Source organism: Paracoccus marinaquae, from assembly GCF_018860165.1.
In the GTDB taxonomy this organism is placed as follows: Bacteria; Pseudomonadota; Alphaproteobacteria; order Rhodobacterales; family Rhodobacteraceae; genus Paracoccus; species Paracoccus marinaquae.
On the sequence record NZ_JAHKNG010000002.1, the window covers coordinates 26,118 to 50,755 of the forward strand.

Annotated in this window: 17 protein-coding genes and 1 riboswitch; of the genes, 7 read left to right on the plus strand and 10 right to left on the minus strand. The window is 66.8% G+C overall.

Translation table 11 applies throughout. The features are described 5' to 3' along the window. The first annotated feature begins 219 nt into the window (after positions 1–219). Positions 220–975 (plus strand): GNAT family N-acetyltransferase, encoded by a 756-nt coding sequence (locus tag KNW02_RS01560; protein WP_216031501.1) that lies wholly within the window; start codon positions 220–222, stop codon positions 973–975. A 55-nt stretch (positions 976–1,030) separates the two neighbouring features. On the opposite strand, the gene gdhA is transcribed toward KNW02_RS01560, so the two are convergent. The 3 genes from gdhA to KNW02_RS01575 all read right to left on the minus strand — a co-directional run bounded on the left by gdhA (position 1,031) and on the right by KNW02_RS01575 (position 4,811). Further along, positions 1,031–2,392: an NADP-specific glutamate dehydrogenase gene (gdhA, locus tag KNW02_RS01565; protein ID WP_216031502.1), complete on the minus strand. Its 1,362-nt coding sequence runs from the start codon at positions 2,390–2,392 to the stop codon at positions 1,031–1,033. Positions 2,393–2,561: 169 nt separating this feature from the next. After that, positions 2,562–3,851, minus strand: a complete 1,290-nt coding sequence (gene ccrA / locus KNW02_RS01570; protein ID WP_216031503.1) for a crotonyl-CoA carboxylase/reductase — start codon at positions 3,849–3,851, stop codon at positions 2,562–2,564. Positions 3,852–4,004: 153 nt separating this feature from the next. Next, positions 4,005–4,811 (minus strand): hypothetical protein, encoded by an 807-nt coding sequence (locus tag KNW02_RS01575; RefSeq protein ID WP_216031504.1) that lies wholly within the window; start codon positions 4,809–4,811, stop codon positions 4,005–4,007. Between the two features lie 182 nt (positions 4,812–4,993). Here KNW02_RS01575 and KNW02_RS01580 point away from each other — a divergent pair, with 182 nt between their 5' ends. After that, positions 4,994–6,973, plus strand: coding sequence for a protein meaA (locus tag KNW02_RS01580; RefSeq protein ID WP_216031505.1), 1,980 nt, complete (start codon positions 4,994–4,996; stop codon positions 6,971–6,973). Positions 6,974–7,004: 31 nt separating this feature from the next. On the opposite strand, the gene lnt is transcribed toward KNW02_RS01580, so the two are convergent. Then, on the minus strand, positions 7,005–8,570 hold the full coding sequence (gene lnt / locus KNW02_RS01585; RefSeq protein ID WP_216031707.1) for an apolipoprotein N-acyltransferase: 1,566 nt from the start codon (positions 8,568–8,570) through the stop codon (positions 7,005–7,007). A 17-nt stretch (positions 8,571–8,587) separates the two neighbouring features. Then, the gene (locus tag KNW02_RS01590) at positions 8,588–10,654 is read right to left on the minus strand and encodes a DEAD/DEAH box helicase (protein ID WP_216031506.1); all 2,067 of its coding nucleotides are present in this window, start codon (positions 10,652–10,654) and stop codon (positions 8,588–8,590) included. Between the two features lie 260 nt (positions 10,655–10,914). Between KNW02_RS01590 and KNW02_RS01595 the strand changes: the two genes are divergently transcribed. Further along, the gene (locus KNW02_RS01595; RefSeq protein WP_216031507.1) at positions 10,915–12,903 is read left to right on the plus strand and encodes a cation:proton antiporter; all 1,989 of its coding nucleotides are present in this window, start codon (positions 10,915–10,917) and stop codon (positions 12,901–12,903) included. Positions 12,904–13,001: 98 nt separating this feature from the next. Here the strand turns inward: KNW02_RS01595 and KNW02_RS01600 are convergent, their stop codons facing one another. After that, the gene (locus KNW02_RS01600; RefSeq protein ID WP_216031508.1) at positions 13,002–14,099 is read right to left on the minus strand and encodes an AI-2E family transporter; all 1,098 of its coding nucleotides are present in this window, start codon (positions 14,097–14,099) and stop codon (positions 13,002–13,004) included. Positions 14,100–14,299: 200 nt separating this feature from the next. Between KNW02_RS01600 and ndk the strand changes: the two genes are divergently transcribed. Next, positions 14,300–14,722, plus strand: coding sequence for a nucleoside-diphosphate kinase (ndk, locus tag KNW02_RS01605; protein WP_216031509.1), 423 nt, complete (start codon positions 14,300–14,302; stop codon positions 14,720–14,722). A gap of 153 nt (positions 14,723–14,875) precedes the next feature. On the opposite strand, the gene KNW02_RS01610 is transcribed toward ndk, so the two are convergent. Then, positions 14,876–16,717, minus strand: a complete 1,842-nt coding sequence (locus KNW02_RS01610) for a calcium-binding protein (RefSeq protein WP_216031510.1) — start codon at positions 16,715–16,717, stop codon at positions 14,876–14,878. A 422-nt stretch (positions 16,718–17,139) separates the two neighbouring features. On the opposite strand from KNW02_RS01610, the gene KNW02_RS01615 reads away from it, so the two are divergent. Next, positions 17,140–17,478 carry a carboxymuconolactone decarboxylase family protein gene (locus KNW02_RS01615; RefSeq protein WP_216031511.1) on the plus strand — a complete coding sequence of 113 codons (339 nt, stop codon included), beginning with the start codon at positions 17,140–17,142 and terminating at the stop codon, positions 17,476–17,478. Here the strand turns inward: KNW02_RS01615 and KNW02_RS01620 are convergent, their stop codons facing one another. The 3 genes from KNW02_RS01620 to KNW02_RS01630 are packed head-to-tail and all read right to left on the minus strand — an operon-like array spanning position 17,479 to position 20,667. Then, positions 17,479–18,171: a thiamine ABC transporter ATP-binding protein gene (locus tag KNW02_RS01620; protein ID WP_216031512.1), complete on the minus strand. Its 693-nt coding sequence runs from the start codon at positions 18,169–18,171 to the stop codon at positions 17,479–17,481. It lies immediately after the preceding gene. Further along, positions 18,164–19,708, minus strand: coding sequence for a thiamine/thiamine pyrophosphate ABC transporter permease ThiP (locus KNW02_RS01625; protein WP_216031513.1), 1,545 nt, complete (start codon positions 19,706–19,708; stop codon positions 18,164–18,166). Before KNW02_RS01625 ends, KNW02_RS01620 begins: the two co-directional genes overlap by 8 nt. After that, positions 19,684–20,667 carry a thiamine ABC transporter substrate-binding protein gene (locus KNW02_RS01630; protein ID WP_216031514.1) on the minus strand — a complete coding sequence of 328 codons (984 nt, stop codon included), beginning with the start codon at positions 20,665–20,667 and terminating at the stop codon, positions 19,684–19,686. The genes KNW02_RS01625 and KNW02_RS01630 overlap by 25 nt, the downstream gene beginning before the upstream one ends. A gap of 31 nt (positions 20,668–20,698) precedes the next feature. Then, positions 20,699–20,801: riboswitch (TPP riboswitch) on the minus strand. A gap of 69 nt (positions 20,802–20,870) precedes the next feature. Here KNW02_RS01630 and mutS point away from each other — a divergent pair. Both mutS and aroC read left to right on the plus strand, forming a co-directional pair. Further along, positions 20,871–23,507, plus strand: a complete 2,637-nt coding sequence (gene mutS / locus KNW02_RS01635; RefSeq protein WP_216031515.1) for a DNA mismatch repair protein MutS — start codon at positions 20,871–20,873, stop codon at positions 23,505–23,507. Further along, the gene (aroC, locus tag KNW02_RS01640) at positions 23,504–24,619 is read left to right on the plus strand and encodes a chorismate synthase (RefSeq protein ID WP_216031516.1); all 1,116 of its coding nucleotides are present in this window, start codon (positions 23,504–23,506) and stop codon (positions 24,617–24,619) included. Before mutS ends, aroC begins: the two co-directional genes overlap by 4 nt. Positions 24,620–24,638: the final 19 nt, after the last annotated feature.

The window sequence follows — 24,638 nt, forward strand, 5'->3', positions numbered from 1 at the left end:
TTAACGCCTGCACCCGGGAAAGGTCAACAGCGAGGCGGCGCGGCGACCATACACATGTGCCGACCGGTATCCGGGGCGCCGAAAACGGGCTGGCGCGGCCTTTTCGGGGGCGAACGGGTCAGGAGACCCGGCATTTCGCCTATTCATCCCATTGCGTATTCGCAAATCCGATACAACATTCCCATAAAGTGGTGCCGTTGCTGAACGAGGTGCCGTCCCATGCAACCATTCAGGCGAGGCCGGTATCAGGCCAGGCTGGCCGAGACCGAAGCCGATGTCAGCGCAGCACAGCGCCTGCGCTGGCTGTGCTTCATCGCGCGCAACGGGGTTGCCGATGACGGCGCCCTGCGCGATGCGGATGCGCTGGACGCGGAATGCCATCACATGCTGATCGAGGAGGTCGCGACCGGCAGGCTGGTCTGCTGCTATCGCTTTCTGCCGCTGTCCGGCGGGGCCGAGATCGCGCGCAGCTATTCCGCCCAGTTCTACAACCTCAAGGCGCTGGAAGCCTTTGACGGGCCGATGGTCGAGATGGGGCGTTTCTGCATCCATCCCGAATGGCGCGATGCCGACATCATCCGCTGCGCCTGGGCGGCGATGACGCGCTATGTCGACGAGGCCGGTGTCGAGATGCTGTTCGGCTGCTCGAGCTTCGTGGGCACCGAGCCCGAGGCACATGCCGAAGCCTTCGCCATGCTGAAGGAACGACACCTGGCCCCGCGCCGCTGGCTGCCGCGCGTCAAGGCACCGAAGGTGTTCCGCTTTGCCCGCGCATTGCGGCTGCGCAAGCCCGATCCCAAGCGCGCCATGGCCTCGATGCCGCCGCTTTTGCGCAGTTATCTGGCGATGGGCGGCTGGGTCAGCGATCATGCGGTGGTCGATTCCTCGCTGCGCACCATGCATGTCTTCACCGGGGTCGAGATCCGCGCCATTCCACCCGCAAGGCGGCGCCTGCTGCGGGCCACGGCGGGCTGAGCCGCCGCGGCCTGTTGCTTTGCCCATCCCGGCCCCTGCCGGGACGGGGCCGGGTTCAGATCACGCCGAAAGCCAGCATCGGCTCGGCCACGCGGATGAAGCCGGCGATATTCGCGCCGGCCACATAGTCGCCGGGCGCGCCGTATTCCTCGGCCGTGGCATAGCAGCTGTCATGGATGTCGCGCATGATGTCGGCCAGCTTGGTCTCGGTCTTCTCGAAGGTCCAGCGGTCGCGCGAGGCGTTCTGCTGCATCTCCAGCGCCGAGGTGGCGACGCCGCCGGCATTGGCCGCCTTGCCGGGGCCGAACTTGACGCCGGCCTGCTGGAAGGCGCGGATCGCCTCGGGGGTGCAGGGCATGTTCGCGCCTTCGCCCACGGCCAGAACGCCGTTCTTGATCAGCGTCTTGGCATCCTTGCCGGTCAGTTCGTTCTGGGTCGCCGAGGGCATCGCCACCTGGCATGGCACATCCCAGATCGAGCCATCGGCGGACTTGACGTAATAGGCGCCGCTGCCCTCGCCCTTGAGGCGCGCATATTCCGAGATGCGGCCGCGGCGGACCTCCTTGATCTGCTGGACCAGTTCCAGATCGAGGCCGTTTTCGTCCACGATATAGCCCGAACTGTCCGAGCAGGCGATGACCTTGCCGCCGAATTCCTGCACCTTCTCGATGGTGTAGATGGCGACATTGCCCGAGCCCGAGACGACGACGGTCTTGCCGTCGAAGTCATTGCCGTCGGTTTGCAGCATGGCGCGGGTGAAGTAGGTGTTGCCGTAGCCGGTGGCCTCTTTCCGGGCCAGCGAGCCACCGTAGAACAGCCCCTTGCCGGTCAGCACGCCGGCCTCGTAGCGGTTGGTCAGGCGCTTGTACTGACCGAACATATAGCCGATTTCGCGCGCGCCCACGCCCATGTCGCCGGCCGGCACGTCGGTATATTCGCCGATATGGCGATAAAGCTCGCTCATGAAGCTCTGGCAGAAGCGCATGACTTCGGCCTCCGATCGACCCTTGGGATCGAAATCCGAGCCGCCCTTGCCGCCGCCGATGGGCAGGCCGGTCAGCGCGTTCTTGAAGGTCTGCTCGAAGCCCAGGAACTTGATGATTCCGACATTCACCGAAGGATGAAAGCGCAGCCCACCCTTGTAGGGGCCCATGGCCGAGGAAAACTGCACCCGGAAGCCGCGGTTGATATGGACCTTGTTCTGGTCGTCGGTCCAAGGCACGCGGAAGATGATCTGCCGCTCGGGTTCGCACAGCCGCTCGATCAGCGAGCTTTCAAGATATTCGGGGCGTTTCGCCACGACCCGGCCAAGGCTTTCCAGCACTTCGCGGACGGCCTGATGGAACTCGGCTTCGCCGGCATTGCGGCGCAGGACCTCCTCGTAAATCGGGGCCAGTTTGTCATCTATCTGGGGCACGGGTTCACTCCATCGTGGGAATCGACCCTCCGCTTAGCCCTCAAATTCGGCAGTTTGAATAGCCCATGACGGTGAATCGGGCAGAAAAGACGGAAAAACGGGCAGAATGACGAAAGCCCGCCAGTCCGACGGGCTTTCGGATCATCTTTAGGTCTGATCCGGACAGGTCTCAGCCGCGACCGGCCTCCAGCGCGTCCTCGAAGGTGCGCAGCCCGGTGGTCGGCGCCTGCACCAGCACCGCCATGTTCCCCGGCTTGTGCTGGTTCTTGTACATCTTCATATGCGCCTGCGGGATTTCGGCCCAGGGAAAGACCTCGGACATGCAGGGGTCGAGGCGGCGTTCCAGCATCAGCTTGTTGGCGGCGCTGGCCTGTTTCAGATGCGCGAAATGGCTGCCCTGCACGCGCTTCTGGTGCATCCACAGATAGCGCACGTCGAAGGTGCAGTTGAACCCGGTGGTGCCGGCGCAGATCACCACCATGCCGCCCTTCTTGCAGACGAAGGTCGAGACGGGGAAGGTCGCCTCGCCCGGATGCTCGAAGACGATGTCGACGTTGTTGCCCTTGCCGGTGATATCCCAGATCGCCTTGCCGAACTTGCGGACCTCGTTGAACCAGTCCTTGTATTCCTGCGTGTTGACCTTGGGCAGCTGGCCCCAGCAGTTGAACTCCTTGCGGTTGATGACGCCCTTGGCGCCCAGGCCCATGACGAAATCGCGCTTGTCCTCTTCGCTGATGACGCCGATGGCATTGCCACCCGCCGCGTTGATCAGCTGGATCGCGTAGGAACCAAGCCCGCCCGAAGCGCCCCAGACCAGCACGTTATGGCCCGGTTTCAGCTCGTGCGGTTCATGCCCGAACAGCATCCGGTAGGCGGTGGCCAGCGTCAGCGTGTAGCAGGCCGATTCCTCCCAGGTCAGGTGGCGCGGGCGCGGCATCAGCTGCTGGGCCTGAACGCGGGTGAACTGGGCAAAGCTGCCATCCGGCGTCTCGTAGCCCCAGATCCGCTGCGTCGGCGAATACATCGGATCGCCGCCATTGCATTCCTCGTCGTCGCCATCGTCCTGGTTGCAATGGATCACGACCTCGTCGCCGACCTTCCAGCGCTTGACCTTCTCGCCCACCGCCCAGACGATGCCTGCCGCATCCGAGCCGGCGATGTGATAGGGCGCGCCATGGCCGTCGAAGGGGCTGATCGGCTGGCCGAGGCCGGCCCAGATGCCGTTGTAGTTGACGCCGGCCGCCATCACCAGGACCAGCACCTCGTTGCTGTCGATCTGGGGCGTGTCGACGACCTCAAGCTGCATGGCCTTGTCCGGCTCGCCATGCCGTTCGCGGCGGATCGCCCAGGCGTGCATCGATTTCGGAACATAGCCCAGGGGCGGCATCTCGCCCATATTGTAGAGGTCCTTTTCGGGCGCGTCATAGGGCGCGATCGGGGTCGGGGCGTCGAGGGCCATCAGCTTCTCCTTGCGTCTTGCCGCGGCGCAGAATCGCCGCGGAGATTGGCTCGTCCTACGATGCGCGGCGCAACATTGCAACCACAGCGAAGTTGAATTTGTAATAATCTGTCCGAAAGTTCAATGCGCCTGCCGCAGCGCGGCGATCCTGCCTCAATCTTCGGCTGCCGCGGGGTTTTCCAGACCGTCCAACGCCCATTCGTAGATTCGCGTGTCGGTGCGGAAGGTCCAGATGCGGGCCGAGCCGATGTCCATGATTTCGGTGACGATCACGCACCACAAGACCGACAGCACGATCCCCGGACCGCGCCCGCGCCGCCCGGTAAGCCCGAACTGATAGCCGACGGCGGCAATGCCGAGACCGCTCATGACCAGCAGCAGCCAGATCACCTGCTCGGGCATGCGGTATTCCATCGCCAGCTGCATCGCGGTCGAGGAATCGAAGGCGGCATTGATGGCGTTCATCAGCGAAACCACGTCAGGCGCCGGCCGTTCGGCAACGAGGCTGCTCAGCTGTGCCCAGATTTCGCCCTGCAGCTTCTGTGTCTCGGCGGCGATACGGGCCAGTTCCCCGGGCTCTCGGCTGGCGCCGGCATAGGCATGGCGAATCTCGAGATAGGTCTTCAGCTTCGCCGCGATGCCGTCGGGGCCGCCTTCGGCGATGGCCGATGCCTGCATCAGGGCCGTGCCGATCGCATTGACCTCTTCCAGCGTCGCGTTGATGCGGCGATCGAAGCGCGAACTGGCATTGGACAGGTTCAGCGCCAGCACGAAGGCCAGAAGGCCAAGGATGCTGCCGACGACCAGGGTCGCGCCTTCATCCGCCTTTTCGCCGTTTCGGGCGCGGCGCCCGCGCCCGATCCGCAGCCCGAACTCGAGGAAGGCCAGCAGGACGATGAAGAAAACGGCGACGAAGGCCAGTCGCGATTCGAGGGCATAATTGAAGAACGGCGCAGTCATTCTGACGAACTCACCTCCGGAACGTCGCGTGATCCTGTAACCCGGGCGAGGATAATCGAGCCGTGGCAAACGACAAGGGGAGGCAGGGCCGTGCCGCAGCGCAGCGAATTGACAAGGTCAGGATGTTTCGCCTATCCCTGCGGCTCAGTAACAAAGTTACAACCGACATGCAGGAGCGAGAGATGACCGAAGCCGCCTCCCCGAGCCCCTCGAAGGACAAGCCCTGGCTGTTTCGCACCTATGCCGGACATTCCACGGCGGCGAAATCGAACGAATTGTATCGCACCAACCTGTCCAAGGGGCAGACCGGCCTGTCGGTGGCCTTCGATCTGCCGACCCAGACGGGCTATGACAGCGATCACGTGCTGGCCCGCGGCGAGGTCGGCAAGGTCGGCGTGCCCATCTGCCATCTTGGCGACATGCGGGCGCTGTTCGACCAGATCCCGCTCGAGCAGATGAACACCTCGATGACGATCAACGCGACTGCGCCCTGGCTTCTGTCGCTGTATATCGCCGTGGCCGAGGAACAGGGTGCTGATGTCGGCCAGTTGCAGGGCACGGTCCAGAACGACCTGATCAAGGAATACCTGTCGCGCGGCACCTATATCTGCCCGCCGAAGCCCAGCCTTGCGATGATCACCGATGTTGCCGCCTATACGCGCGAGCATCTGCCGAAATGGAACCCGATGAATGTCTGTTCCTACCACCTGCAGGAGGCCGGGGCGACGCCGCAGCAGGAACTGGCCTATGCGCTGGCCACCGGCATCGCGGTGCTGGACGACCTAAAGGGCAAGGTGCCGGCGGATGAGTTCCCGGCCATGGTCGGGCGGATCAGCTTTTTCGTGAATGCCGGCATCCGCTTTGTCACCGAGATGTGCAAGATGCGTGCCTTCACCGAGCTGTGGGACGAGATCACCCGCGACCGTTACGGCATCGAGGACGAGAAGTTCCGCCGCTTCCGCTATGGCGTGCAGGTCAACAGCCTTGGCCTGACCGAGCAGCAGCCGGAAAACAACGTCTATCGCATCCTGCTGGAGACGCTGGCGGTGACCTTGTCGAAGAACGCCCGCGCCCGCGCCGTGCAGTTGCCGGCCTGGAACGAGGCGCTTGGCCTGCCCCGGCCCTGGGACCAGCAATGGTCGCTGCGGATGCAGCAGATCCTGGCCTATGAGACGGATCTTCTGGAATATGGCGACCTGTTCGACGGCAACCCGGTGATCGCCGCCCGGGTCGAGGAGCTGAAGACCGGCGCGCGGGACGAGTTGAAGCTGCTTGACGACATGGGTGGGGCGATCGCCGCCATCGACTACATGAAGTCGCGGCTGGTCGAATCGAATGCCGAGCGGCTGAACCGGGTCGAGGCGGGCGAGACCGTCGTGGTCGGCGTGAACCGCTGGCAGCAGGGCGAAGCCTCGCCGCTGACGGCCGGCGACGGCGGCATCATGGTCGTCGATCCGGCGGTCGAGCAGGACCAGATTTCCCGGCTCGAGGCCTGGCGGGGGGCGCGCGACGAGGGTGCCGTCGAGGCCGCCCTCGCCGCGCTGCGCGTGGCTGCGCAGAAGGGCGAGAACATCATGCCCTATTCCATCGCGGCGGCGAAGGCGGGGGCGACGACCGGCGAATGGGCAGGCGTGATGCGCGCCGTGCATGGCGAATATCGCGGGCCGACGGGCGTGTCGTCCTCGCCCTCGAACCGGACCGAGGGGCTTGAGGAGATTCGCGAGGCGGTGGACGCGGTCAGCACCCGCCTCGGCCGGCGGCTGAAGTTCGTGGTCGGCAAGCCGGGCCTCGACGGCCATTCCAACGGCGCCGAGCAGATCGCCTTCCGCGCCCGCGACTGCGGCATGGACATCACCTATGAAGGCATCCGCATGACCCCCGAACAGATCGTCGCCAAGGCGGTCGAGGACGAGGCGCATGTCGTGGGTCTGTCGATCCTGTCGGGCAGCCACCTGCCGCTGATCGAGGAGGTGATGGAGCGGATCCGCGCCGCCGGTCTGGGCCATATCCCGGTGATCGTCGGCGGCATCATCCCCGACGAGGACGCCCGGCGCCTGCTGGCCATGGGGGTGACGCGGGTCTATACGCCCAAGGATTTCCAGCTGAACACGATCATGATGGATATCGTGGCACTGGTCGAGCCGGGGGCTGCGGCGGCATAGGCTGCAGCAACCTCGGGGCGTGTCCGGGTCGTTACCGGCCGCGACCCGTATCCGTATCGCGATGGCGAAGATGCGCCGTCGCGACAGAAGCCAGCAGGATGATCAGGCTGAGCGCCAGAACCGGGGCCGGCCCGTAGCGCAGCCACAGGGTTTCAGGCAAGGCTCCGGGCAGGGGCGTGTCGATCTTGCCCGCGACCCCGAGGGGCAGCGTGTCGCGTATCTGGCCGCGCGCGTCGATGACCGCGCTGACGCCGGTATTGGCCGCGCGGATCAGCGGCAACCCGGCTTCGATCGCCCGCAGCCGCGCCTGTGCGAGATGCTGATAGGGGCCCGAGAACCGGCCGAACCAGCCGTCGTTGGTGGCCTGCAGAATCCATCCGGGGCGCTGGTCGAGACCGCGCAGATGCTGGGGAAAGATCGCCTCATAGCAGATCAGGGGCTGAAAGCCCGGCAGGCCCGGGGCCTGCAGCAGCGCCGGGCCCTCGCCCGGGGAATAGCCATTACCCGCCTGCGCGGCGAAGGCAGTAAAGCCAAGACGCGCCAGGGCGTCGCCCCAGGGCATGTATTCGCCGAAGGGAACGAGGTGAAACTTGTCATAGACCTGCTGCACCGCCCCCTCGGGCGACAGCAGGGCGAGGCTGTTGTAGAAACGTGCCCCTTCGCGGCGCTGGATGCCCAGAACCAGCGGCGCCTGGGCCGATTTCGCCATGGCCGGCAGCACCTCGCCCGCATCGTCGAGCAGGAAGTTGACGGCGGTTTCGGGCCAGATGACCAGATCGCGCGGCCCGGGCTCGGCCGAAAGATCAAGCAGCCGGCGGAAAAAGACGGAGGACCATTGCGGATCCCATTTCAGCCGCTGCTCGGCATTGGGCTGGACGATGCGCAGCGACAGGTCGGCATCAGGTGCCACGGGTTGCGCCAGACGCGCCAGACCCGCCGCCCAGAGACCGCCCAAGAGCAGGATCGCCGCCGTGACGCCTGGAAGGAGGCCCGGAACCGGCCCTCGGGCCGGGGACCAGAACAAGGGTGGCAGCGCGGCAATGCCCAGCGTGACGAGGCTGAGGCCGATGGCACCGCCCCATGCCGCGGTCTGCGCCACCGGGGTTTCCGCCCAGACATGCCCGATCAGGGCCCAGGGCAGGCCGGTGAATATCCAGCCGCGCAACCAGTCGGACAGAACGAGGACCGCCGCGATGGACAGGACGCGGGCCCGCCAGTCCGGGGTAAGCCGCACCGCGAGCCAGACCGGCAACGCCCAGAACAGCGCCCCGCCCAAGGCCATCAGGAACAGCGCGAAAGGGGCCATCCAGCCATAGATCTCGGGCTCGACCAGAAAAGGCTCGACGATCCATGACATGGACAGCCCGAACCAGCCGATCCCGGCCGCAAGGGCGTGCCAGAAGGCGATGATCGCACGCGGGCTGCGGGCAAGCCGCCCCAGCAGCAGCGCGAAGGCGATCAGGGTGATGCCCCAGATGCCGAAGGGCGCAAGCCCCAGGGCGGCCGCGGCCCCAAGCCCCAGGTCAAGCAGCAGCTGGCCGAGGGCGGGGCGCCCCTGTCGGGACAGATGCGGCGGGCTGACAAGGCTGCGCGGCATCGCAGTCACGGGCGGGATCAGGCGTCGGCGCCGGCTGAATCGGCGGATTCGTCCTGCTGCGCCCCGTCCGCGGTCGAGGCTTCTGCCGCAGTCTCGGATTTTTTCCGGCGGCTGCGTTTGGGGGCGGGCTCTGCAACGGCTTCGGCCTCATCGGCCTTCTTGCGCCGGCTGCGCTTCGGCTTCGGCGCCTCTTCGGCTTCGGCTTCCGCCGGTGCCTCTTCGGGTTTGGCTTTCCGGGCGCGCGGCTTGCGGGCTTTCGGCTTTTCCTCGGCCTCGGCGGCGGGTTCTTCCGTCTCGGCCTTCTTGCGCCGGCTGCGCTTGGGCTTTTCGGCCACCTCTTCCTGCGCGGGCGCGGCATCCGCCTCGGGCTCGGCTTCGGGCTGCGTCACCGGGGCTTCGACGGCCATGGCTTCGGCGGCTACGGCCTCAAGCGGTGCGGACTCCGCAGCCACGATGGCCTCGTCGGTCGCCTTTGGCTTGCGCCGGCTGCGCTTGGGCCGCGCGGGTTTCTCGGTCGCGGGCGCGGGGAGAGGCTCGGCCGTCACCACCTCTGCCCGTGCCTCTGCCTGCGGCGCGCTTTCGGTCTCGTCCATCGGCGGGCGCAACTCGACCAGCATGAACTGCGGGACATGATCGCCCATCCCGACGATGGCGGGGCCGCGATAGTCGTCCCCCCGGCCGCGCCTGCGGTTGTCGCGGTGCTGCTGGTCGCGACGCTCGTGCCGGTGCGGTTCCTGACGCTCGGGGCGTGCGGCGGCCGGTTCCGGGCGGGTATCCTTGCCCGCAGGCTCGTCGTGCCGTGCCTCCGCCGAGCGGCGGCCGTCCTGCGAGCGTTCGTCGTCGCGCCGGCCGCGGCGGCGGCGGTCGCCCCGGCCACCCTTGCGGTCGTCGCGGTCCGCGCGCGGCGCCGAGGTCGCGGCCTCGGACAGCGAGAACCCTTCGGGTGCGGCGGCGCGGGGCAGGGTCTGCTTCACCAATTGCTCGATCGCGGTCAGGTATTTCTCGTCGGCCGGGGTCGAGATGCTGATGGCCGTGCCTTTGCGGCCGGCGCGGCCGGTCCGGCCGATGCGGTGGACATAGTCCTCGGCATGGCTGGGCAGGTCGAAATTGAACACATGGCTGACGGCCGGGATATCCAGCCCGCGCGCCGCCACGTCCGAGGCGATCAGCAGCTTCAGCTTGCCGTCGCGGAACCCGTCCAGCGTCCTCGTGCGGTGGCTCTGGTCCAGATCGCCATGGATCGGCGCCGCGTCATAGCCGTGTTTGTGCAGCGATTTCGCCAGGATATCGACATCGGTCTTGCGGTTGCAGAAGATGATGGCGTTGGTCAGCCCCTCGCCCTCGGCGTCGATCAGGGCGCGCAGCAATTCGCGTTTCTGCTTGGCGCTCTGGTCGCGGCGGGTCGGGGTGATCTCGACCAGCTTCTGGGTGATGGTTTCGCTGGTGGTGGCCTGCCGGGCGACCTCGATCCGCTGCGGCGCATGCAGGAAGGTGTTGGTGATTCGCTCGATCTCGGGGGCCATGGTGGCGCTGAAGAACAGCGTCTGGCGGGTGAAGGGAGTCAGCTGGAAAATCCGCTCGATATCCGGGATGAAGCCCATGTCCAGCATCCGGTCGGCCTCATCTACGACCATGATCTGCACCCCGGTCAGCAGCAGCTTGCCGCGCTCGAAATGATCCAGCAGCCGGCCCGGCGTGGCGATCAGCACATCGACGCCGCGGTCGATCAGCTTGTCCTGTTCGGCAAACGACACCCCGCCGATCAGCAGCGCCTTGGTCAGCCGGGTATGCTTGGCATAGGTGTCGAAATTCTCGGCCACCTGGGCGGCCAGTTCGCGCGTCGGGCACAGGACCAGCGAACGCGGCATCCGCGCCCGCGCCCGGCCACGCCCCAGCAGCGTGATCATCGGCAGGGTGAAGCTGGCGGTCTTGCCGGTACCGGTCTGCGCGATGCCCAGCACGTCGCGGCCTTCCAGCGCATGCGGGATGGCGCCGGCCTGGATCGGGGTCGGGTCTTCGTAACCCGCCTCGGCAACGGCCTTCAGAACCTTGGGATCGAGTTTCAGATCGGAGAATTTCGTCATACGGGGCTTTCCAGGCTGCGACGCCAGAATGAGTAATGCGTTCCGTGACCGCGCGCCCCAGTGGCGCCCTTGCGGCCCTTGCGGGACGCAATCATGCACGCCCCTTCGGTCGACCCGCCGGATGCGGGTCAGGCTTCGCCTAGACCAAAGCTGGCAGCAGGTCAATATTTCCAGACGAATCCTCAGCAAAATGGCATGTTTCGGGAACCGTTCGGGGGTTGGACCGGTTCCGGGCAGGCAAAATTCGCAAAAGGATGTTCATGGCGACGGAACTGACCGGCGGGCTGGACCCGATACAGGCCTTCGCGATCGTCGGGATTGCAGGGGTCGGCGCGCAGTGGCTGGCCTGGCGGTTCCGCCTGCCGGCGATCGTGCTGATGCTGGCGGCGGGGCTGCTGCTGGGGCCGGTCAGCGATATCTTCGTCCCCGCGCGCGACATCGGTGCCATCACCGGGCCGCTGATCTCGCTCGCCGTCGCGGTGATCCTGTTCGAGGGCGGGCTGACGCTCAGCTTCAGCAAGCTGGCCGATGCCCGTCCCGCGGTGCGCCGGCTGGTCTATGTCGGCGCGCCCCTGGGCTGGGTGCTGTCCTCGCTGGTGCTGGTCTTCGGCGCCGGGCTGGGATGGGAGGCCGCCATGGTCTTCGGCGGCATCATGATCGTCACCGGCCCGACCGTCATCGCGCCGCTTCTGCGCCAGGCCCGGCTGACCTCGCGTCCGGCGCAGGTGCTGCAATGGGAGGGGATCGTCAACGACCCGATCGGGGCGCTGGTCGCGGTGGTGGCGCTGGAGATCGTGCTGGTGCTGCGCACCGGCGTCACCTGGGGCGAGGCGGCGGGACAGCTGCTGCTGGGCATCGGCTTCGCGGCCCTGATCGGCATCGCCGCCGGCTGGCTGATCGTGCAGTCCTTCCGGCGCGGCTGGGTGCCCGAATACATGAAGGTGCCGCTGCTGTTCGTTGCCGTGCTGGCCGTCTTCGCCGGCTCGGACAGCCTCTTGCATGAAAGCGGGCTGCTGGCGGTGACGGTCATGGGGCTGATGATCGCCAATGCCGACCTGCCCAGCTATTACGAACTGCACCGCTTCAAGGAACATGCGACGATCCTGCTGGTCTCGGGCGTGTTCATCCTGCTGGCCGCAAGCATCCGCTTCGAGACGCTGGCCCAGCTCAGCTGGTGGCGAGCGGGGCTGTTCGTGGCGCTGGTGGTGATGGTCGCCCGTCCGCTGACGGTGCTGATCTCGCTCATCGGGACCAATCTGCCGATGAGGGAGCGCCTGCTGATCGCCCTGACCGGCCCGCGCGGGGTGGTGCTGGTCGCCGTCTCGGGCGTCTTCGCCGAACGCCTGGTCGGCGAGGGGATCGCCGATGGCGGGTTGATCGCGCCATTGGCCTTCGTGCTGGTGCTGGTCACGGTGGTGCTGCACGGCTTCACGCTGGCGCCCTTGGCGCGGCGGCTGGGGCTGACCTCGGGCGACCGGCCGGGGCTCCTGATCGTCGGCGGCTCGATCTTCGCGACCGGGCTGGCGAAGGCACTGGAAAAGGCGGATGTGAACGTGCTGGTGACCGATCCCAACCGCGGCCATCTGCGCAGCGCGCGCGCGGCCGGTATCCAGACCTTCTATGGCGATATTCTGGGCGAGGCGGCCGAGCATAATGTCGAATTCCTGGCCTTCGGCACGATCCTCGCGGCCTCGGACAACGATGCCTACAACACGCTCGTCGCGACCGATCTTGCGCCCGAATTCGGCCGTGACAGCATCTGGCAGCTGGCCCGCCACAAGGAGGACCGGGCCCGGCACGTCCTGCCCACGCAACTGGGCGGCCGGGCCATCGCTGGCAATCGCACGCTTGCCCAGTATCTCGATCTGATGGCCGAGGGCTGGATCTTTCGCACCACCCGCCTGACCGAGGAATACCGCCTCGATGACTGGCGCACCGCCCGCGAAGGTGCAATTCCGCTGGCCGTGATCCAGAACGACCAGCTTTGGTTCGTGGGCGGCAAGAACGATCTGATCGACAAGCCGGGGGTCCGGATCGTGTCGCTGCTGCCGCCCGAGATCGCGGAACGGATCGCGTTGGAAAACGAGGCTCAGGCTAAGCCGGGCGAAAAGGCCCGCAAGGTGGCACGCGCCGAGGCCGAGGCGGCCAGACGCGGCGAGGGCAGCGGCAGCGTCCCGGGCGGCGAGGCCCGGCCGACGGTCGAAAGGGCGAAGGACGATCCCGACCTGATCGAAACCCGGTGCGACTGAAGCGGCGTCAAGGCCGTGGTGAGGAAACACCCCGGATATCGGGTGGGGGCCTTGGTGGCGGAAGGGCGAACCTGCCTCACCGGCCGCGGGCCGGGCACTCAGTCAGGCGCGGCCTTGTCGTCCGTCCGGTCGCCCAGCACGTCCTCGATATAGATGCGCCGGACCAGGATCATGGTCACGACCAGCAGCGGCGTGGCCAGCAGCACACCGGCAAAGCCGAACAGCGCGCTGAAGGCAAGGATCGCCAGCATTGTCAGCACCGGCGGCAACTCGACCGCCCGGCTCTGGATCATCGGCATCAGGATGTTGCCCTCGACCTGTTGCACGATGATGAACAGCAGCGCGACCTGCACCGCCAGATCCGGGCCCTGGGTCAGGCCGAACAGTACTGCCGGCACGGCCGAAAGAAACGGGCCGATATAGGGGATGATGTTGGTGACCCCCGCGATGACGCCCAGCAGCAGTGCCAGAGGCACGCCCAGAAGCCACAGGCCCAGCCCGATCGCGACCGCGACGATTGCCATGTCCAGCGCCTGCCCCGACATCCAGCGGCCGAGGGCCTGGCCGATCTCGTCCACGATCCGGGCCATCCGGTTGCGATAGGCGGGCGGCACCAGCCGCAAGGCGCCGTTGCGGTAGAGCGGTCCGTCCAGCGCCAGAAACAGCGCCATCGTCGCCAGCAGCACCAGATTGGCCATGCTGCCGATGACACTGCTGATGGTGCCGGTCACATAGCCGAAGATCGACGGCAGGCTTGCGGCGCCCGAGGTCTGACCGCCGGAGGCGCCGGCCTCGACCCGGCGCTCGATGAACTGGGCGATCGGACTGGCGGCCAGCCAGGCCTCGATCCGGCTCCAGGCGTCGGGCAGGCTGGCCACCAGCTGGCTGAACTGCTCGGATACCGCCGGTCCCGCCAGAACGATGGCAAGCATCAGTCCGCCGATGGCGATCAGGACGGTGACGATCACGCCCAGCCTGAAATTCATGCCCAGCCGGCGATGAAGGAAGCCGGCACCGGCGCGCAAGGCGATGGCCAGAAGGATCGCCGCAAATCCCAGCAGCAGGATGCTGGACCATGTCCAGATCGCCGCCAGCAGCAGGGCGATGGCGAAGACCGTGGCGATACTGGCCAGGGGCGGGCGCGGACGGGGGCGCGGTTGCGGGCGGTCGGCAGCCGAGGCGGGCATATCGGTCATGTCGGCGCTTTCCGGCTGATCACGGTCTGTCCCCGCCTCTAGCACGTTCCGCGATCAGGGTCAGCCGGATCGTCCCTTTCCGGCCACGCGGCGCGGTCCGCTGCGACCTGCGGCTTGCCGGGCCGGGGCAAGCCTGCTAACCGGACGCGGATTTCGCAAGCAGGCGGGCGCGGTCCGCCGCAGACAGACAAGGTGAGACCATGGCCATCGAACGCACCCTTTCGATCATCAAACCCGACGCGACCAAGCGCAACCTGACCGGCAAGATCAATGCCAAGTTCGAGGAAGCCGGTCTGCGCGTCATCGCCCAGAAGCGCATCAAGCTGTCGCCCGAACAGGCCGGCAAGTTCTACGAGGTCCACAAGGCGCGCCCCTTCTATGGCGAACTGGTCGAGTTCATGGCCTCCGAGCCGGTCGTCGTGCAGGTGCTGGAAGGCGAGAGCGCGATCACCAGAAACCGCGATGTCATGGGTGCGACCAATCCCGCCGACGCCGCGCCCGGCACGATCCGCAAGGAATTCGCCCTGTCGGTCGGTGAGAACTCGGTCCACGGATCCGACGCGCCGGAAACCGCCGCACAGGAAATCGCCTTCTTCTTCTCGGGGCTGGAACTGGTCGGCTGAGCCGTCAGATTGCCGGCAGACGAACGGGGGCGTCCGGCCCCTTCGAAAATCTCTGATGTCCGTGCCATTCCCGACAGCTTGGGCGCGCGCGATCAGGGAACGAAAAAAGGGCGCGGCCGTTTCCGGCCGCGCCCGATGCCTGTCTGATCGGGTTCAGAGGAAGAAATCTCCGGCCCAGTAGTTGCCCGCACTTGCGGCGCCATCCACGATCCGGACGCTCATCTCGGGCGTGACGTCGTTGTCGGTATTGACCCGCAGCCAGGTCTCGCTGCCGACATTCTCCATCCAGATCCTGCCCGCGCCGCCAGCCGTCGTGCCGTTGAAGACAAAGGCTTGGTTGCCCGCAAGATGGACATTGGCGTCGATCGACGACAGGTCGATCTTGTCCTCGATCGTCGACACGAACTGGATCCCCGCGCCCTGGAAGTCGGTGATCCGGTCATAGGCCGAACTGATCCCGTAGGGCGAATCGGTGGTGCTGTAGAACCGGAACACATCCTCGCCGCCCGAGCCGGTCATCACGTCGGTCCCGGTGCTGCCTGCCAGCGTATCGTTCCCCGACCCGCCATTCATCGTGTCGTTGCCGAGGCCGCCATGCAGGAAGTCGTTATCGCCGCCGCCGAACAGGCGGTCATTGCCGGCATCGCCGTAAAGGCTGTCGCTGCCGTTATCGCCCGACAGCAGGTCGTTGTCGTTCCCGCCGCGCAGGTAATCATTACCATTGCCGCCATAGACGGTGTCGAGACCGTTCTGACCATAGAGGAGGTCGTTGCCGTCGAGGCCGGAGATGCGATCGTTGCCATCGCCGCCGTATATCCGGTTGGCGTCAACGGTTCCGGTCAGCGTGTCGTGGCCGCTGCCTGACAGCAGATTCTCGAACTGGGTATAGCTCTCACCGGTGAAATTGGTGACGCCGGTGGTCAGGTTGACACTGTAGTTGCCGCTGAAGGTTGCGGTGTTCAGCCAGTCGACCCCGGCGCCGCCGCGCAGGGTCTCGGGCGTGCCGATGCCGGCATAGACATAGTCGTCGCCGTCCTGGCCGTCATAGATGCCCGCGCCGCTGGAGTGGATGGTGTCGTTGCCGCTGCCGCCATAGACGGTATCGGTTCCGCCGCCGCCGACGAGGCTGTCATTGCCGGCGCCGCCGCTGATGTAGTCGTTGCCGCCCAGCCCGTCGATCCGGTCATCGCCGTTGTTACCATACATGTAGTTGTTGCCCGAGGTCCCGGTCAGGGTGTCGTTGCCGCTGCCGGAATAGATGTTCTCGAACTGGGTAAAGCTTTCACCGGTATAGTTGGTGAGGCCGGTGGTCAGGTTGACGTTGTAGGCGCCGCTGAAGGTCGCGGTGTTCAGCCAGTCGACCCCGGCGCCGCCGCGCAGGGTCTCGGGCGTGCCGATGCCGGCATAGACATAGTCATTGCCGTCCTGGCCATCATAGATGCCCGCGCCGCCCGAGCGGATGGTGTCGTTGCCGCTGCCGCCATAGACGGTATCGGTTCCACCACCGCCGACGAGGCTGTCATTGCCGGCGCCGCCGCTGATGTAGTCGTTACCGCCCAGCCCGTCGATCCGGTCATGGCCATTGTTGCCATACATGACGTTGTTGCCCGAGGTTCCGGTCAGGGTGTCGTTGCCGCTGCCGGAATAGATGTTCTCGAACTGGGTAAAGCTCTCACCGGCGAAGTTGGTGAGGCCGGTGGTCAGGTTGACATTGTAGTTGCCGCTGAAGGTGGCGGTGTTCAGCCAGTCGGTGCCGGCGCCGCCGCGCAGCGTCTCGGGCGTGCCAAGGCCGGCATAGACATAGTCGTTGCCGTCCTGGCCATCATAGACCCCCGCGCCGCTGGAGCGGATGGTGTCATTGCCGGTTCCGCCATAGATCGTGTCGCGGCCACCGGCCCCGCCCAGGCGGTCGTGCCCGCCGAAGCCATAGATCAGGTCTGCAGCCGTTGTACCCGGGATATTGTCGTTACCGTTAGTGCCAAAAAGCGTAGCCATGAGGTTCTCCTTTTCAGTCCTCGTTTTCCTGCTACCCCTGTCTCCGGGGCTGTCCCGCCGGTGTGATATGTCGTCGCACGTGAAAGCGGTGTGAAAGCTGTTTACGGAAGATTTATCTTTTAAGATCAGTGTATTGGCGTTTATCCGGCAGTTTCCGGAGGTGCCGGAAATCAAAATGTGAGAAAGCTTTCAAAGCCAAATCAAACGTTTGCAAGGATCGGTCTGCGCGAATCTGTGCAACGCCGGGTTGTGAATTTGACTGTCGCCGCCAATTCATGCCGGGCCGGGGCTTCCTTTTGGCGGGCTCGCAAGGGATCTGATGCCGAAGCGATCATCCCCCGTCCGGGCTCGGGTGCCGGCTTGCCATTGCGCCGAGGAATTGATATTCAAATAGAAGAATGTGAAATCGAAGGATCTGCCGAATGGACAGCAAGGCCAGCATCAGCGAGATGAAGGATCAGCTTCGCAATCTCAACCGGGCGCTGCCCGAACAGACGCGCGGCTATGGCGCCATGCAGAAGGCGATCAAGGAGGGTGGCGTTCTGGGGGTGAAGGAAAAGGAATTCATCGCCCTGGGCATTGCCATCGCCACCCGCTGCATGCCCTGCGTCGAGTTTCACGTCGATGCGCTGATGAAGGCCGGTGCCACGCGCGAGGAGATGGGCGATGTCTGCGCCATGGCGATCAACATGGCCGGTGGCCCGGGCCTGATGTATGCGGCCAAGGCGCTGGCCGTCTGGGACCAGCTGGCCGAGGCGTGATCAGCCCAGATAGGCCCGCAGGCCCGGCGGCGGATCGTCCAGAAGCGGGCCGGTGGGGGCGGGCGGCTGGGCGATGCCGCCATCGATCAGGACCGTCTCGGGGGCAAAGCTGCGGGCATCCTGCGGGTCGTGGGTGACGATCAGCACGGTGGCGCGGGTCTCGGCCGCGATGCGGGCCAGCAGGTCCAGCATCTCGGATTTCAGCGCCGGGCCAAGCGCGGCGAAGGGTTCGTCCAGCAGCAGCAGCGGCCGGGCGCGCAAGAGGACGCGGGCCAGTGCCACCCGGCTCTGCTGGCCGCCCGACAGGCTGGCGGGGCGGCGATCCTCCATCCCGGCCAGCCCGACCTCCTCCAGCACCTGCGCGACACGCGCGCGCTGCGCCCCGTTCAGCCGCAGATCGGGGCGCAGGCCAAGGCCGACATTCTGCGCCACGCTCAGATGCGGAAACAGGTTCTGATCCTGAAACAGGAACGACACCGGGCGCCGGCCCGGGGGCAGGGCGGTGATGTCCTGCCCGTCCCACAGGATCCGGCCGCTGTCGGGGGCCAGAAACCCGCCGATCAGGGACAGCAGCGTCGATTTGCCTGCGCCCGAGGCGCCGATCACCGCGATCCGCGCGCCCCTCGGCACCGTCATGCTGGCGCGCAGGGCATAGTCGGCGCGGATCACGCTGATGTCGCGCAGTTCAAGCAAGGCGGCCTCCGCGGTCGAACAGCCAGAACAGCGCAAAGCTGATGACCATCAGCAGCACCGCGCAGGCCGAGGCGTCGGTCATCCGATAGGAATTCATCAGCTGATACAGTTTCAGCGGCAGCGTGGGCTGGTCGCTGGCGAACAGGGTGATGACGCCCAGATCACCCATCGCCAGCGCCGCCGCCAGCCCGCCGGCGAAGCCCAGCGGACGGGCCAGGCGCGGCAGGGTGACCAGCCGCAGCCGCGCCAGCCCGTGCATCTCCAGCGAATCCGCCAGCCGGCCGTAATCGGCGCGCAGGGTTCGCGCCGCCGGGATCAGGGCGCGCAGCCCGAAGGGCAGGGCCATGATCGCGTTGATTGCCACCGTCACCGGCAGCGCCAGCGCATCGGTCGAAAACCAGCCGCGCAGCAGGATGAACAGCCCGGTGCCCAGCACCAGCGGCGAGGCGACAAGCGGCAGCATGCCGGCCGCCTCGATCCAGGCCGCGCGGCCGCGCGCGATGGCCAGCGCCAGTGTCAGGCACAGCACCAGCGCCAGCAGCGCCGAGACCAGCGCCATGACGACCGAGCGCAGCGCGGCTGCCCAGACCTCGGGCGGCAGGGCGGGGATGCGCGGCAGGCCCTGCGCGGTGACGGCAAGGATCGGCCAGAGCAGGAAGGCCGTGGCGGCCACGATGGCCAGCGCATCGGCGCCCTGCCGCCAGCCCGCTGGACCCTGCGGCCCCTGTGCCTCGTCCAGCCCGGTGCCGAAGGCTGCGGGGATGGCGATCCGGCGGGTCAGCAGCATGGCGGCAAGGCAAAGCCCGATCTGCACAAGCCCCAGCGTCGCCGCCCGTCCCAGATCGAAATCGAAGCGGAAGGCCTGATAGATGGCCAGTTCCACGGTCGTCGCGGACGGACCACCACCAAGCGCCAGCGCCACGGTAAAGCTGGTCAGGCAGACCAGAAACACCGCCAGCCAGACCCCGGGCAGCACCGCGCGCAGCATCGGCCGTTCCAGATGCCGGGTCAGGTTGGCGGGCGCGAAGCCAAGGCTTTCGGCCAGCCGGAACCGCTCGGCCGGGATTGCCTGCCAGCCCTGCAGGATCAGCCGTACCGACAGCGGCAGGTTGAAGAACACATGCGCAAGGATCACGCCCTGCCAGCCATAGACGCTGAATTCCGGCAGGCCGAGGGCGCGCAGCCCTTCATTGATGGCGCCGTTGCGCCCGAAGACCGCGATCAGGCCCATGATCGCCACGATCACCGGCAGGATGAAGGGCGCACCCAGCAGCGTCACCAGCGCCGCGCGCCCCGGAAACCGCCGCCGCGCCAGCGCGCGGGCGACCGGCATGGCCAGCGCCGCCGACAGCAGGCCCGAAACCGCCGCCTGCCAGATTGTGAACCAGACCGCCCGCCAGTCCCAGGCGCCCAGCCCCGACAGCCCCCTGGCCTGCAGGGCGACGGCCGCCAGCGTGCCGAGGATCAGCGCCGCAAGCCCGGCCGCGACCGCCGCGCCGCCGGCCGCGGGCCTTATTGCGAAAACGCCCGCAGCCATTCGTCCAGCGCCGGCTGTCGCAAGCTTTCGGCCTCGTCCTCGCTGTAGAACAGGGTCGTTTCAGGGCGAGGCAGGTCGCGCATGACCTCGGGCCAGTCGGCCTGATCCAGCCGCGAGGGCAGCGACCAGTTGGCATGGGGAATGGCCGACTGGAAATCGGGCGTCAGGATCCAGTCCATGAACTGCTGCGCCAGTTCCGGCTGATCGGTGCCCTTCAGCTGCGCGGCCAGTTCGGCCAGCAGATAGTGACCCTCGGGGAAGATCGCGGCGCGTTTGGTCAGATCCTCCTCGGCCTCGATGTGATAGGCGGGCGAGGTGGTGAAGGACAGCACCATGTCGGCCTCGCCATCGGTGAACATGCCGTAAGCTTCCGACCAGCCCTTGGTCACCGTCAGCACCTTGGGCGCCAGCTTCGCCCAGGCCTCGGCCGCGCCGTCGCCATAGACGGACTTCACCCACAAAAGCAGCGCCAGCCCCGAGATCGAAGAACGCGGATCCTGAATGACGATCTTCAGATCCTCGGGTGCGGCCAGCAACGCGTCAAAGCTGGAGGGCGGGTTTTCCAGCCGCGTCTCGTCATAGATGAAGGCCGTCTCGGCCCAGTTATAGGGCAGGAAGATGTCGTCGTTCCATGCGACCGGCAGCGACAGATCGCCGGTCTGCTGACCATGCGGGGCGAAGAGGCCCGAGGCGCGCGCCCGCGCCGTCACATCGGTGTTCAGGCCGAAGACGATATCGGCCTGCGTGCCCTCGCCCTCCATCAGGATGCGCGGCAGGATCTCGCCGGTCACGAATTTCAGGTCGCAGTCGCAGAAGGCCTCGAAACCGGCCTCGATCTTTGGCCCCGGCCCCCATTCGCTGGCGACGTAATCGCCGGCATAGACGGTCAGGACGGGCTTGTCCTGCGCGGCGGCGGGTGTCGCGGCCAGCAGGGCAAGGGCAAATGCGCGGGTCTTCATCGCTGCCTCCTTTCGGTCGGTGTTTCGAAAGAAAGGACAGCGAAACCTTCCCTCCGCCGGGTGCAAGCCGGATCAGGTTCAACGGGTCCGCGTTCGCGTCTCAGCCCGACCATGGGGCACCCCGAGGTAGCCGCCGAATGTAAAGGTTCCACAGCCGGACGCAAGCGGATAGAAACGCCCGGAACCGCAGGCGAAGGACCTCCATGAGCGATCAGCCGACCCCGATGATGGCGCAGTATCTGGCGATCCGCGACGCCAATCCCGGCGCGCTGCTGTTCTATCGCATGGGCGATTTCTACGAGATGTTCTTCGAGGACGCGGTGCAGGCCGCCGCCGCGCTGGATATCGCGCTGACCAGGCGCGGCACCCATCTGGGCCAGCCGATCCCGATGTGCGGGGTGCCGGTCCATGCGGCGGAAAGCTATCTTCTGACGCTGATCCGCAAGGGCTTTCGCGTCGCCATCGCCGAGCAGATGGAGGATCCGGCCGAGGCGAAGAAGCGCGGCTCGAAATCCGTGGTCGCGCGCGACGTGGTGCGGCTGGTCACGCCCGGCACGCTGACCGAGGAATCGCTGCTCGAGGCGCGGCGGCACAATTTCCTTGCCGCCTTTGCAACCGTGCGCGAGGACACGGCGCTGGCCTGGGTCGATATCTCGACCGGCGCCTTTCAGGTCATGGATTGCCCGCTGCCGCGTCTGGCGCCGGAACTGGCCCGGCTGGCGCCGCGCGAATTGCTGGTCGCCGATGGCGCGGGCCTCGACGATCTGGCCGCCGAGGCCGGGGCGGCGCTGACCGATCTGCCCGCCGGCGCCTTCGACAGCGCGGCGGGCGCGCGGCGGCTGTGTTCGCTTTACGGCGTGGAGACGCTGGACGGGTTCGGCGCCTTCAGCCGCGCGGAACTGTCGGCCATGGGTGCGGTGGTCGACTATCTTGAGATGACGCAGAAGGGCAAGCTGCCGCTGTTGCGACCCCCGGTCCGCGAACGCGCGGGCGGGGCGATGCAGATCGACGCGGCGACCCGGCGCAATCTGGAACTGACGCAGGCGCTGTCGGGCGGGCGCGACGGCAGCCTGCTGCACGCCATCGACCGCACGGTGACGGCGGCCGGTGCGCGCCTGCTGGAACGCCGAATCGGCGCGCCAAGCCGCGACCTGGCGTTGATCCATGCGCGGCAGGAAGCGGTGGCGATGCTGGTCGATGATGCCCGCCTTGTGGCCGATCTGCGCGAGGCGCTGTCGCGCGTCCCCGACATGGATCGCGCCCTGTCGCGCCTTGCCCTGGAACGCGGGGGGCCGCGCGATCTGGCCGCGATCCGGGCCGGGCTGACGCAAGGCGCGCAAATCGCCACGCGGGTCCCGGCGGATGCAGCCGAGGTGTTGCGTCAGGCGGGGCGTGATCTGACCGGCCATGACCGGCTGATCGACCTTCTGGACGACGCGCTGGTGGCCGAACCGCCGCTGCTGGTGCGTGATGGTGGTTTCGTCGCCCCCGGCCATGACGATGATCTGGACCAGACCCGCAGGCTGCGCGACGAGGGGCGCGGGGTCATCGCGGGCCTGCAGGCCGATTATGCCGCGAAGGCCGGGGTGGCCAGCCTGAAGATCAAGCATAACAACGTGCTGGGCTATTTCATCGAGACCACGACCACCCATGCCGAAAGGATGATGGCCCCGCCGCTGAACGAGACCTTCATCCACCGCCAGACCACCGCCAACCAGATCCGCTTCACCACGGTCGAGCTGTCGGAACTGGAAACCCGCATCCTCAATGCCCGCGACCGCGCGCTTGAGATCGAGCGCGGCATTTTCGAGTGTCTGCGCATGGCCGTGCTGGACCGCGCCGCGCAGATCGGGCAGGCCGCGCGCGCGCTGGCCGAGATCGACCTTGCCGGCGGCTTCGCGGATATCGCCACCGGCGAGGGCTGGAGCCGCCCGCGCGTCGATGACAGCCGCGCCTTCATGATCGAGGGTGGGCGGCACCCGGTTGTGGAACGCGCGCTGAAGCGCAAGTCGGAATCCTTCGTCGCCAATGACTGCGACCTGACGGCGGGCGAGACGCCTGCGATCTGGCTGCTGACTGGCCCGAACATGGCCGGCAAATCGACCTTCCTGCGCCAGAATGCGCTGATCGCGGTGCTGGCGCAGGCCGGCGCCTTCGTTCCCGCCCGCCGCGCCCATATCGGCATGGTCAGCCAGTTGTTCAGCCGGGTGGGCGCCGCCGACGATCTGGCGCGGGGCCGGTCCACCTTCATGGTCGAGATGGTCGAGACGGCAGCGATCCTCAATCAGGCCGACGATCATGCGCTGGTGATCCTGGACGAGATCGGCCGCGGCACCGCGACCTGGGACGGGCTTTCCATCGCCTGGGCGGTGATGGAGCATCTGCACGGGGTCAACCGCTGCCGGGCCCTGTTTGCCACCCATTACCACGAGATGACGGCCCTGACCGCGCGGCTGGAGGGCGTCGAGAACGCTACCGTCGCTGTGCGCGAATGGGAGGGCGAGGTGATCTTCCTGCACGAGGTCCGCAAGGGCGCGGCCGATCGCAGCTATGGCGTGCAGGTCGCGCGGCTGGCCGGTCTGCCGGCCTCGGTCGTGGACCGCGCCCGCGAGGTGCTGCATGCGCTGGAATCGGGCGAGCGCGAGGGCGCGGCGCGTCCGGCCGCGCTGATCGACGATCTGCCGCTGTTCCGCGCCGCCCCCGCCGCGCCGGTCGCGGTGAAGCCGAAGGACAGCCCGCTGGACGCGCGGATGAAGGACGTGCATCCCGACAGCCTGACCCCGCGCGCGGCGCTGGATCTGATCTATGAACTGAAATCCCTGACCGGAGAACACGCATGAGCTTCAACACTTTCGGCCGCGAATTCCGGTTCACCACCTGGGGCGAAAGCCACGGCCCGGCCCTGGGCGCGACGGTTGACGGCACCCCGCCCGGCGTGCCGCTGGACGAGGGTTTCATCCAGCAATTCCTTGACCGCCGCCGTCCCGGCACCAGCAAGCACACGACGCAGCGCCAGGAGGCCGATCAGGTCCGCATCCTGTCGGGCGTGTTCGAGGGGCGCACGACCGGCACGCCGATCCAGCTGATGATCGAGAATACCGACCAGCGCAGCAAGGATTACGGCGAGATCGCCACCAGCTTTCGCCCGGGCCATGCCGATATCACCTATCACCTGAAATACGGGCTGCGCGACTATCGCGGCGGCGGGCGGTCATCCGCGCGCGAAACGGCCGCGCGTGTGGCGGCGGGCGGCGTGGCGCAGGCCGTGCTGGCGCATCTGCTGCCGAGTCTGAAGATCACCGGATACATGGTGCAGATGGGCGCGATGCATCTGGATCGCGCGCGTTTCGATGCCGGCGCGATTGCCGGCAACCCGTTCTTCCTGCCCGACGCGACTGCGGTTCAGGCGTGGTCCGACTATCTTGACGGCATCCGCAAGGACCAGAACAGTGTCGGCGCGGTCATCGAGGTGCTGGTTCAGGGCTGCCCGCCGGGTCTGGGCGCGCCGGTCTATGCCAAGCTCGACACCGATCTGGCCGCGGCGATGATGTCAATCAACGCGGTGAAGGGGGTCGAGATCGGCGAGGGCATGGCGGCGGCGATGCTGACCGGCACCGCCAATGCCGACGAGATGCGGATGGGCAATGACGGGCCGATCTTTCTGTCGAACCATGCCGGCGGCATCCTTGGCGGCATCTCGACCGGGCAGGACATCGTGGTCCGGTTCTCGGTCAAGCCGACCAGTTCCATCACCACGCCGCGGCGCACCATCAACCGGCGCGGCGAAGAGATCGACCTGATCACCAAGGGGCGTCACGATCCCTGTGTGGGCATCCGTGCCGTGCCGGTCGCCGAGGCCATGGCGGCCTGCGTCATTCTGGATCATCTGTTGATGGACCGGGCGCAGACCGGCGGCAGCAGGGGTGAAATCGGGCCTCTGTCACAATCCTGACGTGAAAACCGTGTAATAA

Coding starts and splice junctions, on each gene's coding strand:
- KNW02_RS01560 (WP_216031501.1), top strand. CDS start 220: ATGCAACCATTCAGGCGAGGCCGGTATCAGGCCAGGCTGGCCGAGACC.
- ccrA (WP_216031503.1), bottom strand. CDS start 3,851: ATGGCCCTCGACGCCCCGACCCCGATCGCGCCCTATGACGCGCCCGAA.
- KNW02_RS01575 (WP_216031504.1), bottom strand. CDS start 4,811: ATGACTGCGCCGTTCTTCAATTATGCCCTCGAATCGCGACTGGCCTTC.
- KNW02_RS01580 (WP_216031505.1), top strand. CDS start 4,994: ATGACCGAAGCCGCCTCCCCGAGCCCCTCGAAGGACAAGCCCTGGCTG.
- lnt (WP_216031707.1), bottom strand. CDS start 8,570: ATGCCGCGCAGCCTTGTCAGCCCGCCGCATCTGTCCCGACAGGGGCGC.
- KNW02_RS01590 (WP_216031506.1), bottom strand. CDS start 10,654: ATGACGAAATTCTCCGATCTGAAACTCGATCCCAAGGTTCTGAAGGCC.
- KNW02_RS01595 (WP_216031507.1), top strand. CDS start 10,915: ATGGCGACGGAACTGACCGGCGGGCTGGACCCGATACAGGCCTTCGCG.
- KNW02_RS01600 (WP_216031508.1), bottom strand. CDS start 14,099: ATGACCGATATGCCCGCCTCGGCTGCCGACCGCCCGCAACCGCGCCCC.
- ndk (WP_216031509.1), top strand. CDS start 14,300: ATGGCCATCGAACGCACCCTTTCGATCATCAAACCCGACGCGACCAAG.
- KNW02_RS01610 (WP_216031510.1), bottom strand. CDS start 16,717: ATGGCTACGCTTTTTGGCACTAACGGTAACGACAATATCCCGGGTACA.
- KNW02_RS01615 (WP_216031511.1), top strand. CDS start 17,140: ATGGACAGCAAGGCCAGCATCAGCGAGATGAAGGATCAGCTTCGCAAT.
- KNW02_RS01625 (WP_216031513.1), bottom strand. CDS start 19,708: ATGGCTGCGGGCGTTTTCGCAATAAGGCCCGCGGCCGGCGGCGCGGCG.
- KNW02_RS01630 (WP_216031514.1), bottom strand. CDS start 20,667: ATGAAGACCCGCGCATTTGCCCTTGCCCTGCTGGCCGCGACACCCGCC.
- mutS (WP_216031515.1), top strand. CDS start 20,871: ATGAGCGATCAGCCGACCCCGATGATGGCGCAGTATCTGGCGATCCGC.
- aroC (WP_216031516.1), top strand. CDS start 23,504: ATGAGCTTCAACACTTTCGGCCGCGAATTCCGGTTCACCACCTGGGGC.